Origin of the sequence: Streptomyces hiroshimensis, from assembly GCF_014650335.1 — a bacterium.
Taxonomy (GTDB): domain Bacteria; phylum Actinomycetota; class Actinomycetes; order Streptomycetales; family Streptomycetaceae; genus Streptomyces; species Streptomyces hiroshimensis.
The window spans coordinates 195593-211856 of sequence record NZ_BMUT01000012.1 but is presented as its reverse complement, the minus strand read 5'-3'; the positions used below and the strand labels follow the sequence as shown (position 1 = coordinate 211856).

The following is a 16264-nucleotide window of genomic DNA, read 5'->3' as shown; positions in this document are numbered from 1 at the left end:
TGCGCCTTGCCTTGCCATCCCGCGAGGCTTACCAAGAGAGATAGAGACGGGGCGGCGCATCGCCCCAGGTCAAGCGGTTGCAGCGACACAAGGCGTATGTCTTCCAGCTCGGCATCGACAGATCCCGTGTGTCGGTACCCCCACTAACCAACACGCCCCGCGTGTCCGCTATGGCCTGAAGCGCTTGGCTGGGCGTATGCCGTGGTCGTCGCAGGTCACGTCACCGATGCCCTTCTGAAACCGGTACTCCGGCAGGACAAGGCATCGGCGGTTCGATTCCGACTCAATGAGGCCCCACTCCTTCGTCCGGCGCACGTGGTTCACGGCGTCCTTACTCGGCACTACCCCGTGCTTGTCCACGAGGATCTTGTTCAGCTCGCCCGGAGGAAACTCGGCATGCCCGATGCGGTTTGCCCATCCCATGGCCGCATATTCGACGCGGTGGCGATACTCGTAGCGCGGGTCTCTGGCCCGCTGCTTGTACTCCTCCTGCAACACGGCGGCGAAGTCGCCTTCAAACTGGAATGACGTACGCCTCACTGTGGTGAATCCCTTCTGGACGTTCAGCGAGCGCCTTGCAACCCCGACTGGGCGGGGACATGTACCCCCTTCTGGTAGGCACGGTCAGCAGTCCGGCCGGCTTGGCGGCGAGGGCTTGAGCGGTCCTGGTCAGGCGACAGCCGGGCACTCTCGCTCGATCCAGCGGTCCACGTCGGAGGGTCGGAAGCGGAGATGTCCGCCGATCTTGCGGGCGGGGATGTTGAGTGCTCGATGGTTGTTGTAGACCCACGCGGGCGTGACGCCCAGGTACTCGGCAAGGTCGGCGACGCTCATCAGGCGGGCGTTTTGCAACGGGCTGACTCCTCTGGTGCTGCGGTGGGGGTTGCCCCCCCCCCCGGGGATGGCCCATCCTGCGCTATCAGTCTGGTTCAGTCAAAGCCGGATGCGTCACAGCCTGACTTGCCTAGGGTGGTTGAGCTCCGTACGGTGGCGCCATGACGAAATCTGCTGATCACGAGGGCGGCGCTCCGTCCCGTGCGGGCGTCGAACAGGTGCAGCGCATCGGGGCGTGGAAGGTCACCATGTGGCTTCCGCTCGACTCCACCTCGGGCAATCCCCGAGAAATCCGGATCGAGCCGGACGAGGAAGCCGACCCGCAAGAGGTAGCGCGCGGCATCACCAGCACGGTCCTGCGGCAGATCGACACGGCCGCGTTCGCGGAAGAGGTGGAGCCATTGGCCGAGCTGGCTCACGCTGGCCGACAGGCAGTGGAGAACTTCCGGCGAGAGCTGGCTGGCCTGCCCAAGGGGGTGTCTGACGAGTACCTCGCGGTGCTCTCCGCCCTGTACGTGCGCTTCGTGAACGCCGGACGGCGCGCACCCGCCCAGGACCTTGAGCTCTGGACGGGATCGAAGCAGGCCACGCTGAAGGGGCACCTGCGGGCGGCACGTCAGAGGGGCTTCCTGACCAAGGTCGAGGGCAAGGCGGGCGGCCAGCTCACGGACAAGGCCGTCGAGACGTTGAAGGGGATCAAGCTTGCCGATGGAGCTGACGGCGTGTGACAGCCGTAGGGGCTGGAATAGAGCAAGGGGGGAACGGTAGGTGGCCAAGCGTGGCAACGGGATGGGAGGCACTCCGGTGCTCATCCCTCGCAAGGGGCGGGCGGACACCTGGGGTGTCCGTACTCCTGAGCACTTCAACAAGGCGACGGGGAAGCGGGATCGCTTCTGGATAGGCCGGGAGTTCAAGAACAAGACCGCAGCGGAGAAGGCGCTCCGGCAGTGGACGACCGACTACGAGGCGGGCAAGGTCGCGGCCCGCTCGGACATGAAGTTGGGCGACTGGCTCGACAAGTGGCTGTCGAATCACAGGAAGGAGGGAACCACCGTGGCCGGGTACGAGACGAAGATCCGTCTGCACATCAAGCCGCACATCGGCAGCGTGAAGCTGTGCGAAGTCACCGACGACACCCTTGACGACCTGTACCGGCTACTGGAAACCGCCCCGTGCCGCACGAACCACGGCAAGCCGCTGGGAGTGAAGAGCGTCCGGCACGTCCACAACATCCTCTCTGGCGCACTTGGCGCGGCAGTGCCCAGGCTGATACCCGCCAACCCAGCTGCGACCGCACACCCGCCCACCGCGCGGCAGATCCGGGCACAGGAACAGAAGTACCCGACCGTGGACGATGGCCAGACGGCGCGCTTCCTGGCGTCCGTGTGGGAGCCGTGCGGCAACCGGGCCTGCGACGGCGGCCTGGCTCATCACTGCCTCCGTGACGCCCCACTGTGGACCGTCTACGCCGCTACCGAAGTGCGCCGCAGCGAGGCGCTGGGCATGAAGTGGTCCCTCGTGAACTGGGATGAGGGGTCCATCGAGCTCGGCTGGGTCGTGGTTGAGGAGGGCAACACCTACCGGCTTCGCAAGCTCACCAAGGACGGTGACGACAATGCGCGGATCTACGTGGATCAGTCCGTGATGAACGTCCTGAAGTGGCAGAAACAACGGCAGGACGCGGAGCGGGCACGGCTCGGGGGCGGCTGGGTTGATCACGACCTGGTGTTCGCCCGCGACGGCTTCAAGCTCTATCGAGGGGAGGCAGGTGGCCCGCAGGACCCCGAGAAGGTGTCCGCACGATGGCGCACCATGCGCACCCGGCTGCACCTGCCGGAGGGCTTCCGCATTCACGACTGGCGGCACAGCAAGGTCACGAACGATCTGGAGGCCGGGGAGAACCCTGTAGAGGTCTCCGCGAACGTCCGGCACCACTCGCCGGGCTACACGATGGCCCGGTACGGGCACTCACGTAAGGACGGAGCGCGGAAGCTCGCCGCCTCCGGTGCGGGCCGACTGGGCCTGTCATCCCTGGTCTGACCTGGGGAATCTCTGGGCCGTTGGTCACGTGGTTGGTCACGCCACTGCCCAGAAAAGCAGAAAACCCCACGTGAAGTGGGGTCTCAGCTGGTGTCCGAGGGGGGACTTGAACCCCCACGCCCGATAAAGGGCACTAGCACCTCAAGCTAGCGCGTCTGCCATTCCGCCACCCGGACCGGGTGTTTTGTCTTCCGGGCCGTTGCCCTTCCGACGAGGAAAACAATACCAAAGATCTGGGGGTGCTCGATCACGTGCCCGGTGCGGCGGCTCCGGCGGCTCCGGCGAGTGTGGCGGGCGGATGTCGGCAGCATTGCGGCCTTGGGCTGGAGCGGGCGGAGAGAGAGGATGGCCGAGGACCCACGCCGTGGGCCGCCCTCGCCGGCGGCCCGCGGCAGCGAACCAGGAGGAGGCAGCGTGAGCGAGTCGAAGCCGGCCGGGGCCGGGGCGGGCAAGGGCGGCGGGGGCGGCGAGGACGAGGTCGTCGACCTCTGCCGCGATCTGATCCGGATCGACACCAGCAACTACGGCGACCACTCCGGGCCGGGCGAGCGTGCCGCCGCCGAGTACGTGGCGGAGAAGCTCGCCGAGGTCGGGCTCGAACCGCAGATCTTCGAGTCCCACAAGGGGCGCGCCTCGACGGTGGCGCGGATCGAGGGCGAGGACCCCTCCCGTCCGGCGCTGTTGATCCACGGCCACACCGACGTCGTCCCGGCCAACGCCGCCGACTGGACCCACCACCCCTTCGCGGGCGAGATCGCGGACGGGTGCCTGTGGGGCCGTGGCGCGGTGGACATGAAGGACATGGACGCGATGACCCTCGCGGTCGTCCGCGACCGCATGCGCACGGGCCGCAAGCCCCCGCGCGACGTGGTGCTCGCCTTCCTCGCGGACGAGGAGGCCGGCGGCGTCTACGGCGCCCGCCACCTGGTGGACAAGCACCCCGGGCTCTTCGAGGGCGTGACCGAGGCGATCGGGGAGGTCGGCGGCTTCTCCTTCACGGTCAACGAGAACCTGCGGCTCTATCTGATCGAGACGGCCCAGAAGGGCATGCACTGGATGCGGCTCACGGTCGACGGCACCGCCGGCCACGGCTCGATGACGAACAAGGACAACGCGATCACGGAGCTGTGCGAGGCGGTCGGCCGGCTCGGGCGGCACGAGTTCCCGGTGCGGATGACCAAGACCGTGCGGTCCTTCCTCGACGAGCTCTCCGACGCCCTCGGCACCCCGCTCGACCCCGAGGACATGGAGACGACGCTCGCCAAGCTCGGCGGCATCGCCAAGATGATCGGCACCACGCTGCGCAACACCGCCGCCCCGACCATGCTGGGCGCGGGATACAAGGTCAACGTGATCCCGGGGCAGGCCACGGCGCACGTGGACGGAAGGTTCCTGCCGGGGTACGAGGAGGAGTTCCTCGCCGACCTCGACCGCATCCTCGGCCCGCGGGTCAGGCGCGAGGACGTGCACGCGGACAAGGCGCTGGAGACGAGCTTCGACGGCAAGCTCGTCGATGCCATGCAGTCGGCCCTGAAGGCGGAGGACCCGATCGCGCGCGCCGTGCCGTACATGCTCTCGGGCGGTACGGACGCGAAGTCGTTCGACGACCTGGGCATCCGGTGCTTCGGTTTCGCGCCGCTGCAGCTGCCGCCGGAGCTGGACTTCGCGGGCATGTTCCACGGTGTTGACGAACGAGTGCCCCTGGAGGGTCTGAAGTTCGGCGCACGCGTTCTCGACCGGTTCCTCGATCAGTGCTGAATTCGGGTCTAAACTCCGTAAGTTTGTGCCGAGTTAACCGTAACGAGTGAATGATCTGAGGGTTGCGTAGCCCGATTACCTCCTCGTCGTTACAGGTGTGCGGTCCGCGGCTGGGACCGCATTGCCAACAAGGAGGAACAATGATCAAGAAGGTCGTCGCTTCCGCGGCCGTTACCGGTGGTCTCGTGCTCGCGGGTGCTGGCCTTGCCGCGGCGGACTCCGGCGCCCAGGGGGCCGCCGTGAACTCGCCCGGTGTGGTCTCCGGCAACGTGGTCCAGGTGCCGGTTCAGGTTCCGGTCAACGTGTGCGGCAACTCGATCAACGTCGTCGGGCTGCTCAACCCCACGTTCGGCAACACTTGCGTCAACGACTGACGTCGTGCCTCAACCCGTAAGGGTCTGACAAGGGCGGCTCCGGAGTGACATGTGTGCACTCCGGGGCCGCCCGGGCTTTCGATGCGCGAGCATGTGGGCACTTTGTCCTTATTGCTGGCGTGTATCCGTATAGCGCAAGCAGAGAGGCAGGACTCATGCGACAGGTCACCAAGAAGGGCCTGATCACTGCAGCGGCGGCGAGTGGCGTACTCGCCGCCGTGACCGGCAGCTACGCCCAGGCGTCGTCCGGGGCCGGTGGCCACGCGGCGAACTCGCCCGGTGTGGCCTCGGGCAACACCGTCCAGGTCCCGGTCCACGTGCCGGTCAACGCCTGCGGCAACACCGTGAACGTCATCGGGGCGCTCAACCCGGCCTCGGGCAACACGTGTGTCAACGGCGGGCACCACGGTGGCGGCCACGGCGGCAAGGGCGGCCCCGGCGGTGGCAACCACGGGCACGGCGGTTCCGGCGCCCACGGCGCCAGCACCGACTCGCCCGGTGTGGCCTCGGGCAACACCATCCAGGTGCCGGTCGAGGTGCCGGTCAACGCCTGCGGCAACAGCGTCAACGTCGTCGGCGTCGGCAACCACACCACGGGCAACAAGTGCGCCAACGTGGACGAGGGCGACGGTCCCGGATGGCCGGGCCACCCCGGTCACCCGGGTCACCCCAACCACCCCGGTCACCCGGGCCACCCCGGCGGGCACGACGGCACTCACAAGCCGCCGCACCACAACCCGCCCGGTGGGGACCACGGCCACAAGCCGCCGACGGACCAGTCGTCGGACCACCACACGCCGGGCGGTCACACCCCGGGCAAGGACAAGCCGGCCGACCACACCCCCGCCGGGCACAAGCCCGTGCGGACGGACGCCGCGCACACCCCCGCCCCCGAGGTGAAGGCCGAGCACAAGGCGGCCCCCGCCGTCTCCGCGGCCACCGGTCCGGCGGCCAAGGCCGTTGAGCTCGCGCACACCGGCGCGGGCCAGCTGGGCATGGCCGGCGCCGCCAGCGCCGGTCTGCTGCTCGGCGGTGCGGTCATCTACCGCCGGGCGCGTGCCGGGCAGAACTGACCCGGAGCGCACTGACCCGGATCATCCGGAGCGGTTCGTACGAACACGGAGCGGGTCCCGCGATGCGGGGCCCGCTCCGTCCGTGTGTCACCAGGTGGCGCGCACCTGGCGGATGATCCTGCGGCGCAGCCGCACCTTGCGGCTGCCGTCGGGGTAGAGGCGAAGTCGGTCCAACTCCCAGTGTCCGTACTCGGCGTGGTCGGTCAGCAGGCGTGTGGCGGCACCCCGGGAGACCCCCCGTGGCACATACACATCACAGAATTCGTATTCCGGCATCGCATCTATTGTGCGGGAACGGGCCCGGTGCGGATAGCGTCTGCACTATGTCTGATGCTGCGCAGCCATCCGCTGCCGAGGTACGCGCCGCCGCCGAGGCGGTCAAAGCCGCTCTGGACCGCCACCTCGACGCCGTCGAACGCCGGTCGGGGGAGGACGACCCGGCCGTCTACGCCGCGTTCAACGACCTGGCCGCGACAGCCGAGGCGTACGACGAGCTGCTGTACGACGCCTACGACGAGGTGACCCCCTTCGAGATCCCCGGGGACGACACCCTGCCCGCCTACGCGGGGCCGGAGGAGCCGAGCGCACTCAGCCTGCTGATCCGCCGCGACTATGCGGTGGTCGAGCCGCAGCGGCTCCTCGCCCAGGCCCAGCGCGTCGCCGACCTCGATCCCGACGTCGACACCCCGCCCGGCCCCGCCGGGGCGGCCGCCGTGGGCAATGTGGGCGGCAGCGTGCACGCCGCACTCGGAGTGATCTTCGGTGAGTACGAGCCGGACGAGATCGCCTCGCGGCACAAGGAATTCGGCCTGGAGGAAGGCGACTCCACGCTCTGGGTCACCGCGTCGGACGATCCCGCCGAGCCGGGGGAGTGGCTGTCGGCGCCCTTCGAGCAGGCCGATCCGCAGCGGGTGATCTGCCGTTTCGACGTCAGTGCGGTCTTCGACGAGGACTTGGACGGCGATGACGACAGCGATGACGACGACGCCGATGAAGACGATGGCGACGACGGTATCGACGGCATCGACGACGACGTCATGGACGAGGACGCTGCCGACGGCGCCCCGGGGAGCCGGGGCGACGGCGGCGGGCCGCCCTCGCCGACGAAGCACTGACCCGCCCCGGGCCCGGCGGATGACCGGGCCCGGAGCAGGGCGGTCTCACTCGGACGGACGGCCCTGGGCCTGCAGCAGGCCCCGCAGCCGGGTCGTCCGCTCCTTGGCCGGGACCTCCGCGACGGCGCGCGGCAGCGCCTGCTCCACACCGTGCACGACGGACAGGTGCCGCTCGGCCCGGCCGAACGCCGTGTAGATCCACGAGCGGGTCAGCCCGGAGGCGGCATCGCCCGGGAGGACGACCACGGCCGCCGGCCAGCGGCGGCCGGCCGCCTGGTGGGCGGTGACGGCCCAGCCGTGGCGCACCGTCTCGGCCACGCGCTCCCGGGGGACGAGGACGGGGGAGCCCTCGCAGTCCAGCCGGAGCCCTTCCTGCTCCGCGCCGGTCACCGTGCCGGGGAGCATCCGGCCCGGCGCCGGAACGTATGCCACCCTGTCGCCCGGGTCGAAGCCGCCGAACCGGCCGGGGCCGGGGTTCAGCCGCTCCTTCAGCGCCGCGTTGAGCGCGCGGGTGCCGGCGGGGCCGCCGTGGCCGGGGGTGATCACCTGGGTGTGCTCGGCGGACACCCCGAAGGCGCGCGGGATGGAATCCGCCACGAGCTGCACCGTGCGGTGCACCGCCTCGCCGGGATCCCGCACCGGGACGATCACGACCTCCTTGCCGGGGGCCGCGGGCTGCGACAGCTCGCCGACTCCGATGCCCGACACCAGCTCGCCGATGGGACCTTCGTCCGGCGTGCGGGAGACGACCGCCGGGCAGGCGCGGGCCGCCACCACGTCGGCGAACACCCGGCCCGGGCCCGCAGACCACAGGACGGCCGGATCGCCGCTCAGCACCAGACGGGTGCCGTCGGCGAGCGACTCCACGAGCATCGCGGCGGTCTCGACGTCGAGCTGGGGGGCGTCCAGGACGGCCAGCAGGTCCAGGGCGAGGGCGCCGTCCTCGTCCCGGCCGGGGCCCTCCGCGCCGGACAGCAGGCCGGCCACGGTCACCGCTTCCGGATCGCCCGACTCCGCCAGGCGCCGGCGGCCGTCCTCGGTGTGCACGGCGGCGCAGGCACGCAGGCCGAGGGCGCGGGCCGCGGCCACGAGGGCGGCCGGCTCGGCGCGGGCCGCCTCGCCGCCGCTGTGCGTGACGAGGCCCGCTGCGGCAGCGGCGCGGATCAGCTCGGCGGCGGAGGCCGACGGGGCGGCGGCCGCCGCGGGCTCCCACTCCTCGGGCCCGGCCGTGAAGGTGCTGATGAGCCGGCCCAGGCCGTCGGCGAGGCTCTCCTCGGCCATCGCGCAGCGGTCCAGACCCAGGAGCAGCCGGACCGGGACCTCCTCGTCCTCGCCCTGGGGGGCGGGGGCGGCCGGCCCGCCCGGCCCGGGCTCCACGGCCTCCTGGAACACCAGCACCGTGCCCTCGGCGATGGCGGCCTGCAGCGCCTCGTCCGGATCCGGCACGGAGTGGCGGGCCAGGGCCGCGCGCAGGGCCGGGGCCTCCAGGACCGTATGGCCTTCGAGCGCGGCGCGCTCCAGCACCCGGCCGGTCAGGGCCCGGGCCCGGCGCTCGTCACCGGGGCCCGCCTCCGGGCCCAGCAGGGCGCGGGCGAACCCGTCCGCCTGCTCGGGCCGCACGCCCGGGACGGCCAGCAGCTGCCAGGGATCCTCGCGCAGGGCCTCGGCGGCCTGCTCGCCCAGTGCCTCGGCGACGGGGACGGCCAGCGACTCGGGGGCGCCCCCGGCGGCGAGGACCTCACGCACGCCGGCGAGGCCTTCGGCGTCGATACGGGGGGCTGCGGCGGGGGTGGGCGCGGGGGCCGCCTGGCGGGGCGGTCGCGCGGGCGCGGCCTTGCGCGCGGGGCGCGGAGCCTCCGTGAAGAAGGACGCCGCGGAGCGCTCTCCGCTCTCCACGGCCCGCACGGCCGCGGCGAGCGCTTCGGCAACGGCGTTCGTCGGGGAACCGGGTGCGCTGCGCGCGGCTTGCGGGGCGGTGGGGTGCTCGGCGCCGCGGCGCGGGGCGGTCGGCTCTTCGCCCGAGGCGGTGTCTTCGGGCTGCGCGCCGGTGCTGCCCGCGTCCGGGCCCGGCACCGTCTGCGCGGCCTGCGGTGCGTCGGGGTGACCGGCGCCGCCGCGCGAGGGGGTGGCGGGGTCGCCGTCTTGCGTCCGGGTGTTGCCGGCTGCGAGAGGGGCCAGGGGCTGCCCCGGGACAGGGGCGGGGGCCTCCGGCGTGTCGCCGGCGCCGGTCGGCTCGGCGTCGCGCGCAGGGGAAGCCGGCTCCTGCCCGGGTGCGGCGCCCGGCTCCTGCCCCGCGGCGGGGTCCGGTTCCGATGCGCCGTCGGCCGTGTCGCCACTCCCGGCGCCGGCCGCCGGGTCTTCCGTGGGCGCGGGGTCGCCGTCGCGGCGATCGGTGTTCACAGGGTGCTCCAGTCCTGATCGGGATAGCGGTGCACGGGCGCCGAGACATCGTCCAGCGCACGGCAGATCTCGTCGGGAAGCGTAAGGCTCTCCACTGACAGCGCGGCCCTGAGCTGCTGCGCCGTGCGCGCGCCGACGATCGGGGCGACGACGCCGGGGCGGTCGCGGACCCAGGCGAGGGCGACCTTCAGGGCCGTCGTGGCGAGGCCGTCCGCGGCGGTGGCGACGGCGTCGACCACGCGGCGGGCCGTCTCGTCCAGATACGGGGCGACGAAGGGGGCCAGGTGCTCGGAGGCCCCCCGGGAGTCGGCGGGCGTCGCGTGGCGGTACTTGCCGGTGAGCACGCCGCGGCCCAGCGGGGAGGAGGGCAGCACCCCGATCCCGAGGTCGAGCGCGGCGGGCAGCACCTCGCGCTCGATGCCGCGCTGCAGCAGGGAGTACTCCATCTGGGTGCCGGCCAGCCGCGTCCGCACGCCGGGGGCGGCGAGCTGCCACGTGGCGGCCCTGGCGAGCTGCCAGCCGCAGAAGTTGGACACCCCGGCGTAGCGCGCGCGGCCGCTGGTGACGGCGATGTCGACGGCCTGCAGGGTCTCCTCGACGGGCGTGTGGGGGTCGAAGGCGTGGATCTGCCACAGATCCACGTGGTCCGTGCCGAGCCGTTCCAGGGAGGCGTCGAGCGCGGAGAGGAGATGGCCGCGCGAGCCGTCGAAGCGCCGGTCGGGGTCGGGGACGCTGCCGGACTTGGTCGCGATGACCAGGTCGCGCCGCGGCACGAGATCCTCCATCAGCTGCCCGAGCAGATACTCGGCGGCGCCGTCGGCATAGACGTCCGCGGTGTCGACCAGGGTGCCGCCGGCCTCCCAGAACGTCTTCAACTGCTCCGCGGCGCCGTTCTCGTCGGTGTCCCGGCCCCAGGTGAGCGTGCCGAGCCCGATCCGGGATACCCGCAGACCCGTGCGGCCGAGATGCCTTAGTTCCATGAGCGCTGAGATTACTGGCCGCGGCCCGCGCCGTGGCCGCCTGTGGACAACGCCCCGCGGCCCCCGTGGACCGCGCGCCGCGGACCCACTCCGGTGGGGGACGGCGGCCGGCCGGTGACGTACCCCGCGTCTGCGCGCTACAGTCCCGGCAACAACGACGTTACTGATCGGTAAGGGGAGCCCGCCATGAGTGGAATGAGGCTGGGGATCAACCTCGGTTACTGGGGCGCCGGCATGGACGCCGACAACCTCGCCGTCGCCCGCGAGGCCGACCGGCTGGGCTACTCGGTCTGCTGGGCCGCCGAGGCCTACGGCTCCGACGCGGCCACCGTCCTGTCCTGGGTCGCCGCGCAGACCGAGCGCATCGACGTCGGCTCGGGCATCTTCCAGATCCCCGCCCGCACGCCCACCATGACGGCGATGACCGCGGCGACCCTCGACTCGCTCTCCGGCGGCCGCTTCCGGCTGGGCCTCGGCGTCTCCGGCCCGCAGGTCTCCGAGGGCTGGTACGGCGTGCGCTTCGACAAGCCGCTGGCCCGCACCCGCGAGTACGTCGAGATCATCCGCAAGGCCATGTCCCGCGAGCGCCTCACCCACGAGGGGGAGAACTGGACCCTGCCGCTCCCCGGCGGCCCGGGCAAGCCCATCAAGCTCACCGTCCACCCCGTCCGCGAGCACATCCCGCTGTACATCGCCGCCATCGGGCCGAAGAACCTGGAGCAGACCGGTGAGATCGCCGACGGCGCCCTCCTCGTCTTCTTCGCCCCCGAGCACGCCGAGGAGACCACGCTCGGCGCGCTGCGCGCCGGCCGCGCGAAGGCGGGCAAGGAGCTGGAGGGCTTCGACGTCGTCCCGACCGTCCCCATGGCCGTGGGTGACGACGTCGACGGCCTGGCCGACCTCTTCCGCCCGTACACCGCCCTCTACGTCGGCGGCATGGGCAGCGCCAAGCAGAACTTCTACAACAAGCTCGCGCAGCGCATGGGCTACGAGAAGGCCGCCGCCGAGATCCAGGAGAAGTACCTCTCGGGCGACAAGGCGGGCGCGGCCGCGGCCGTCCCGCGCGACCTGATCGACTCCACCACCCTCATCGGCTCCGTGGAGCGCATCGCCGACCGTATGCAGGCCTACGCCGCCGCCGGTGTGACCACCCTGTCGCTCGCTCCGGCGGGCTTCACCCTGGACGAGCGGATCGCGAGCCTGCGGGCGGGCGTCGAGGCCCTGGAGCGCGCCGGCCTGGCGTGACAGGGGACCGGCCCGGCGTAACGGGGGAGGGCAACCCAGCGGCCGTGGTGGGGGCTCGGGGTGTCTTCCCCGCCACGGCCGGTACAGAGGACAACGCCCGTACGGGCGCCGGGTTACGCGCCCCGGCACCGCCTTCGCCGTCGCGCATTCGGCCGAGTGGACGCCGCCCCCGATTGCCGCCTCCCCGGCATGGCACTTGACTCGGGTTTCACGGGACATACGCGAAATGCGCCGTGAACGGAGGTGTGTCCGTCATGCTCTCGGCCAGAAGCCTGTTCCAGGAGATCCTCGACCACGACGAGGCCTACCGGCTGTTCTGCTCCATCGCCGCCGCGGGCGAGACACAGGGCGGCTGGGAGAACGGCCGGATCGCCGCCCTCGTCCCCGAGGGACAGCGGGCGCTCGCACCGAAGATCGCCCGGCACGGCGCCGACGAGGACAAGCACGGGCGCATCTTCGAGGCCCTGCTGCGCAGACGCGGCCTCACCCCGGTCCCGGTGCCGGCCGGGACCGACTACACGATGCTCCTCGAACGCCGCGGCATCGGCCTGCCCCACGTCCTGCTCCGCGGCGAGCGGCCGCTGACCGAGGAGGACATCGTCACCTACCTCGCGCACAGCCGCGTCACCGAACAGCGCGCCGCCGACCAGATGCGGATGCTCACCACGCACTTCGGCGACCACCCCGAAGTCGGCAAGGCGATCCGGATGGTCGCCCACGACGAGGACAACCACCTCGCGTACTGCCACGAGGAGCTGCTGCGGCTGGCGCGCGCCGGGCACCGCCGGACCATCCGGTCGGTGCTGCGGGAGAGCGCCCGCGCCGAGACGCGCGTCTACCGGGACGTGAGCCTGGCCGTCATGGAGCGCATGGGAGCCCTCCTGGGCTGGTCCCGGCCGAAGGCCCTCGTGCTGTCGCTCGGCATCCGGGCGGTCCACCGCTACGAGCAGCTCGTCGGCTGGCGGCGGATGGTGACCCTGCGCATGCCGCAGCGCCGCGACGCACTCGGCGGACCGGCGGAGACGGCACCCGAGTTCGCCTGAGGCGCAGCCGCTCCCGCCTCCCGCCTCCCGCCTCCTGCCGGCACCGGCCCCCGGGCCGTGCCCTCACAGCCAGCCGCGCCGCTTGAACATCCGGTGCAGCCAGAACACCAGCGCCACCATCACCACGACGACCGCCGGATAGCCCCACGGCTGCCGCAGCTCCGGCATGTGGTCGAAGTTCATCCCGTAGACCCCGGCGATCATCGTCGGGACCGCGGCCATCGCCGCCCACGCCGAGATCTTGCGCATGTCGTCGTTCTGCTGGACGCCCATCTGCGCGAGGTGAGCGGACAGTATGTCCGACAGCAGCCGGTCCAGCCCCTCGACCGACTCGTTCGCCCGCATCAGGTGGTCGTTCACGTCGCGGAAGAAGGGCTGCGAGCGCTCGGGGACGAACGGCACGCCCGCGCCCGCCAGCCGCGTCATCGGCTCGGCCAGCGGGGCCGTGGCCCGCCGGAACTCCAGCACCTGGCGCTTGAAGGAGTAGATCCGCGAGGCGGTGTTCCGGGTGTCCCCGCCCAGCGGGGCGAACACCTCCGCCTCCAGCTCCTCCAGGTCCATCTGGAGCTCACCCGCCACCTCGATGTAGTGGTCCACGACCGCGTCGCACACCGCGTACAGCACCGACGTGGGCCCGTGCCGCAGCACCTCCCGCTCCTGCTCCAGCCGTTGCCGCACCTGGGCGAGCGGGCTGCCCTCGCCGTGCCGCACGGTCACCACGAAGGAGTCGCCGACGAACAGCATCAGCTCGCCCGTCGTGACGGTGTCCGCGTCGTCGTCGTACGTGACGGGCTTGAGCACCAGGAACAGCGAACCGTTGTAGATCTCCAGCTTGGGCCGCTGGTGAGCCTTGAGGGCGTCCTCCACCGCCAGCGGGTGCAGGTTGAACTCGCTGGTGATGAGGTCGAACTCCTCCTCCGTCGGCTCGTGCAGCCCGACCCACAGGAAGGAGTCGCCCGCGGCGCGCGCCTCGTCGAGCGCGTCGGAGAAGTCGGCGGGGCCCTCGGTGCGGCGTCCGTCCCGGTAGATAGCGCAGTCCACGATCACGCAGGGCATTTTGCCGTTGATCGCGCTTTCACACACGACACCCGGCGGGAGCGGCGCGGATTCGCCCCGCGGGGCCGGACGGCCGCGGCGGGCAGCGGATTAGGCTGGGCGCCATGCCTACGCTGATCCTCGTCCGGCACGGCCGGTCCACCGCCAACACCGGGGGAGTGCTCGCGGGATGGACCCCCGGCATCGCCCTGGACGAGCACGGCACCGCCCAGGCGGCCGCCCTCCCGGACCGCCTCGCGCAGGTGCCGCTCGCCGCGGCCGTCACGAGCCCCCTGCAGCGGTGCCGCGAGACCCTGGCGCCCCTCCTCGCCGCGCGCCCCGGACTGCCGCTGCACACCGACGAGCGCGTCGGCGAGTGCCACTACGGCGACTGGTCCGGCCGCACCATCGCCGAGCTCACGGGCGAACCGCTCTGGGAGGTCGTCCAGCGCCACCCCTCCTCGGCCGCCTTCCCCGGCGGCGAGTCCGTCCGGGCCATGCAGGCCCGCGCCGTCGACGCCGTCCGCGACTGGAACGAGCGGGTGGAGGCCGAGCACGGGCACGACGCCTGCTACGTCGTGTGCACGCACGGCGACATCATCAAGTCCCTCGTCGCCGACGCCCTCGGCCTGCACCTGGACCTCTTCCAGCGCATCGCCGTCGACCCCTGCTCGGTCACGGCCATCCGCTACACCCGGCTGCGCCCCTTCCTGGTGCGCCTCGGCGACACCGGAGACCTCCGCGGCCTCGTGCCGCCCGAGGAGGCGACCGCACAGGCGGGTCCCGAGGCGGACGGCGTCGTGGGGGGCGGGGCGGGGGCACCGTGATCGCGCCGCGCAGTAGGGTGGTGGCGCGGCAGAGTCCGCCTCTCCACCGTTGACCCGGCACCCGGAGAAATCCCGACCGCCCGAACCGCCCGAACCACATGGAGCAGGACGTTGTCCCGTCAGGTGTTCCTCTACGACCCGCCGGACCGTTTCGTCGCCGGTACGGTCGGGCTGCCTGGCCGCCGCACCTTCTTCCTGCAGGCCACCGCGGCCGGCCGTACCACGAGCGTCGCACTGGAGAAGGCCCAGGTCGAAGCGCTCGCCGAGCGCATCGACGAGCTGCTCGACGAGGTCGTGCGGCGCACCGGCGGCAGCGCCCCGGTGCCGGCCATGGCCCCCGCCGAGCTCACCGACACGGCCCCGCTGGAGACCCCCGTCGAGGAGGAGTTCCGCGTCGGCACCATGGCCCTGGCCTGGGACGGCGATCACCAGCGCATGATCGTCGAGGCGCAGGCCCTCGTCGAGCTGGACGCCGACACCGACGAGGACCTCGCCGAGGCCGAGGAGCGCCTCCTGCAGGACGAGGCGAACGGTCCGCCGATGCTGCGCGTGCGGATCACCGGCACCATGGCCCGTGCCTTCGCCAAGCGCGCCCTGGAGGTCGTCAACGCCGGCCGCCCGCCGTGCCCGCTGTGCAGCCTGCCGCTCGACCCGGAGGGACACGTATGTCCGCGCCAGAACGGATACCGCCGCGGGGCGTGACGCCGCCTCCGACCGTGACGCCGCATGAACTGCTGGCCAAGGGCGAGCTGACGGTGCGCGGCCGGGTCGCCGAGGCGTCCAACGCGGTGCTGTACTGCACGGTCGAGTACGCGGGCGTGAGCGCCGCCTGCGTCTACAAGCCCGTAGCGGGGGAGCGGCCCCTGTGGGACTTCCCCGACGGCACCCTGGCCCAGCGCGAGGTCGCCGCGTACGAGCTCTCCGAGGCCATGGGGTGGGGCCTGATCCCGCCCACGGTGCTGCGTGACGGGCCCTACGGCGAGGGCATGTGCCAGATGTGGATCGACGCCCCCGAGGACGCGGAGGAGGGCGCGGAGCGGCTCCTGGCGCTGGTCGAGGGCGCGGAGCCGGGCCCGGGCTGGAAGGCCGTGGGCCTCGCCGACGTGGGCGGGGACCGCACCGCGCTGCTCGTGCACGCCGACGACGAGCGGCTGCGGCGGCTGGCCGTCCTCGACGCCGTGATCAACAACGGCGACCGCAAGGGCGGGCACCTGCTGCCCTCCGCGGACGGCCGGCTGTACGCCATCGACCACGGTGTGACCTTCAACGCGGACGACAAACTGCGCACGCTCCTGTGGGGCTGGGCGGGGGAACCGCTGACGGAGGAGGCGACGGAGGCGCTGCGGCGACTTTCGGCCAATCTGGCTGACGGGAGCCCCTTGGCGGCGCGGCTCGCCGAGCTCCTTACGGCCGGCGAGATCGAGGCGCTGCGCGGGCGTGTGGCGGATCTGCTGCGGACGGGGCGGCACCGTGAGCCCAGCGGGCAGTGGCCGGCGATCCCGTGGCCGCCGGTGTGAGCGAGGCCTCCCGAACGGCGAAG

The 16264-nt window shown here is 72.0% G+C and carries 17 protein-coding genes and 1 tRNA gene; 11 read left to right on the top strand and 7 right to left on the bottom strand.

From position 1 onward, the window contains the following. Positions 1-168 precede the first annotated feature (168 nt). Complete coding sequence (locus tag IE241_RS26120) at positions 169-540, bottom strand: hypothetical protein (RefSeq protein ID WP_190024271.1); 372 nt, start codon at positions 538-540, stop codon at positions 169-171. 129 nt (positions 541-669) lie between these two features. After that, positions 670-852: a helix-turn-helix domain-containing protein gene (locus IE241_RS26115; RefSeq protein ID WP_190024270.1), complete on the bottom strand. Its 183-nt coding sequence runs from the start codon at positions 850-852 to the stop codon at positions 670-672. Positions 853-995: 143 nt separating this feature from the next. On the opposite strand from IE241_RS26115, the gene IE241_RS26110 reads away from it, so the two are divergent. Together IE241_RS26110 and IE241_RS26105 are read left to right on the top strand one after the other, a co-directional pair. Further along, positions 996-1562: a hypothetical protein gene (locus tag IE241_RS26110; protein ID WP_190024269.1), complete on the top strand. Its 567-nt coding sequence runs from the start codon at positions 996-998 to the stop codon at positions 1560-1562. A 76-nt stretch (positions 1563-1638) separates the two neighbouring features. After that, complete coding sequence (locus tag IE241_RS26105) at positions 1639-2874, top strand: tyrosine-type recombinase/integrase (protein ID WP_190024268.1); 1236 nt, start codon at positions 1639-1641, stop codon at positions 2872-2874. Positions 2875-2962: 88 nt separating this feature from the next. On the opposite strand, the gene IE241_RS26100 is transcribed toward IE241_RS26105, so the two are convergent. Continuing rightward, positions 2963-3050, bottom strand: a tRNA-Leu gene (locus tag IE241_RS26100). Between the two features lie 238 nt (positions 3051-3288). Here IE241_RS26100 and IE241_RS26095 point away from each other — a divergent pair. The 3 genes from IE241_RS26095 (at position 3289) to IE241_RS26085 (ending at position 6079) form a co-directional block, all read left to right on the top strand. Further along, positions 3289-4632 carry a M20/M25/M40 family metallo-hydrolase gene (locus tag IE241_RS26095; RefSeq protein WP_179080225.1) on the top strand — a complete coding sequence of 448 codons (1344 nt, stop codon included), beginning with the start codon at positions 3289-3291 and terminating at the stop codon, positions 4630-4632. Positions 4633-4772: 140 nt separating this feature from the next. Beyond that, positions 4773-5006 carry a chaplin gene (locus IE241_RS26090; RefSeq protein ID WP_190024267.1) on the top strand — a complete coding sequence of 78 codons (234 nt, stop codon included), beginning with the start codon at positions 4773-4775 and terminating at the stop codon, positions 5004-5006. Positions 5007-5161: 155 nt separating this feature from the next. Beyond that, complete coding sequence (locus IE241_RS26085) at positions 5162-6079, top strand: chaplin (protein WP_190024266.1); 918 nt, start codon at positions 5162-5164, stop codon at positions 6077-6079. An 87-nt stretch (positions 6080-6166) separates the two neighbouring features. On the opposite strand, the gene IE241_RS26080 is transcribed toward IE241_RS26085, so the two are convergent. Then, positions 6167-6355: a DUF5703 family protein gene (locus tag IE241_RS26080; RefSeq protein WP_058045136.1), complete on the bottom strand. Its 189-nt coding sequence runs from the start codon at positions 6353-6355 to the stop codon at positions 6167-6169. Positions 6356-6402: 47 nt separating this feature from the next. Between IE241_RS26080 and IE241_RS26075 the strand changes: the two genes are divergently transcribed. Next, positions 6403-7194, top strand: a complete 792-nt coding sequence (locus IE241_RS26075; RefSeq protein ID WP_190024265.1) for a hypothetical protein — start codon at positions 6403-6405, stop codon at positions 7192-7194. 45 nt (positions 7195-7239) lie between these two features. Here IE241_RS26075 and IE241_RS26070 read toward each other — a convergent pair whose 3' ends face one another. Together IE241_RS26070 and IE241_RS26065 are read right to left on the bottom strand one after the other, a co-directional pair. Then, positions 7240-9594, bottom strand: a complete 2355-nt coding sequence (locus IE241_RS26070) for a helix-hairpin-helix domain-containing protein (RefSeq protein WP_190024264.1) — start codon at positions 9592-9594, stop codon at positions 7240-7242. Further along, a complete protein-coding gene (locus IE241_RS26065; RefSeq protein ID WP_190024263.1) occupies positions 9591-10574 on the bottom strand; it encodes an aldo/keto reductase in 984 nt (327 codons plus the stop codon). The genes IE241_RS26070 and IE241_RS26065 overlap by 4 nt, the downstream gene beginning before the upstream one ends. Positions 10575-10769: 195 nt before the next feature. Between IE241_RS26065 and IE241_RS26060 the strand changes: the two genes are divergently transcribed. Both IE241_RS26060 and IE241_RS26055 read left to right on the top strand, forming a co-directional pair. Continuing rightward, on the top strand, positions 10770-11819 hold the full coding sequence (locus IE241_RS26060; protein ID WP_190024359.1) for an LLM class F420-dependent oxidoreductase: 1050 nt from the start codon (positions 10770-10772) through the stop codon (positions 11817-11819). A gap of 254 nt (positions 11820-12073) precedes the next feature. After that, the gene (locus IE241_RS26055; protein WP_190024262.1) at positions 12074-12862 is read left to right on the top strand and encodes a ferritin-like domain-containing protein; all 789 of its coding nucleotides are present in this window, start codon (positions 12074-12076) and stop codon (positions 12860-12862) included. Between the two features lie 63 nt (positions 12863-12925). On the opposite strand, the gene corA is transcribed toward IE241_RS26055, so the two are convergent. Further along, positions 12926-13918, bottom strand: coding sequence for a magnesium/cobalt transporter CorA (gene corA, locus IE241_RS26050; protein ID WP_190024261.1), 993 nt, complete (start codon positions 13916-13918; stop codon positions 12926-12928). A gap of 104 nt (positions 13919-14022) precedes the next feature. Here corA and IE241_RS26045 point away from each other — a divergent pair, with 104 nt between their 5' ends. The 3 genes from IE241_RS26045 to IE241_RS26035 all read left to right on the top strand — a co-directional run bounded on the left by IE241_RS26045 (position 14023) and on the right by IE241_RS26035 (position 16241). Next, positions 14023-14724 (top strand): histidine phosphatase family protein, encoded by a 702-nt coding sequence (locus IE241_RS26045; RefSeq protein ID WP_190024260.1) that lies wholly within the window; start codon positions 14023-14025, stop codon positions 14722-14724. A gap of 111 nt (positions 14725-14835) precedes the next feature. Beyond that, a complete protein-coding gene (locus tag IE241_RS26040) occupies positions 14836-15426 on the top strand; it encodes a DUF3090 domain-containing protein (protein WP_190024259.1) in 591 nt (196 codons plus the stop codon). Further along, a complete protein-coding gene (locus IE241_RS26035) occupies positions 15390-16241 on the top strand; it encodes an SCO1664 family protein (RefSeq protein WP_190024258.1) in 852 nt (283 codons plus the stop codon). Before IE241_RS26040 ends, IE241_RS26035 begins: the two co-directional genes overlap by 37 nt. Positions 16242-16264 lie beyond the last annotated feature (23 nt).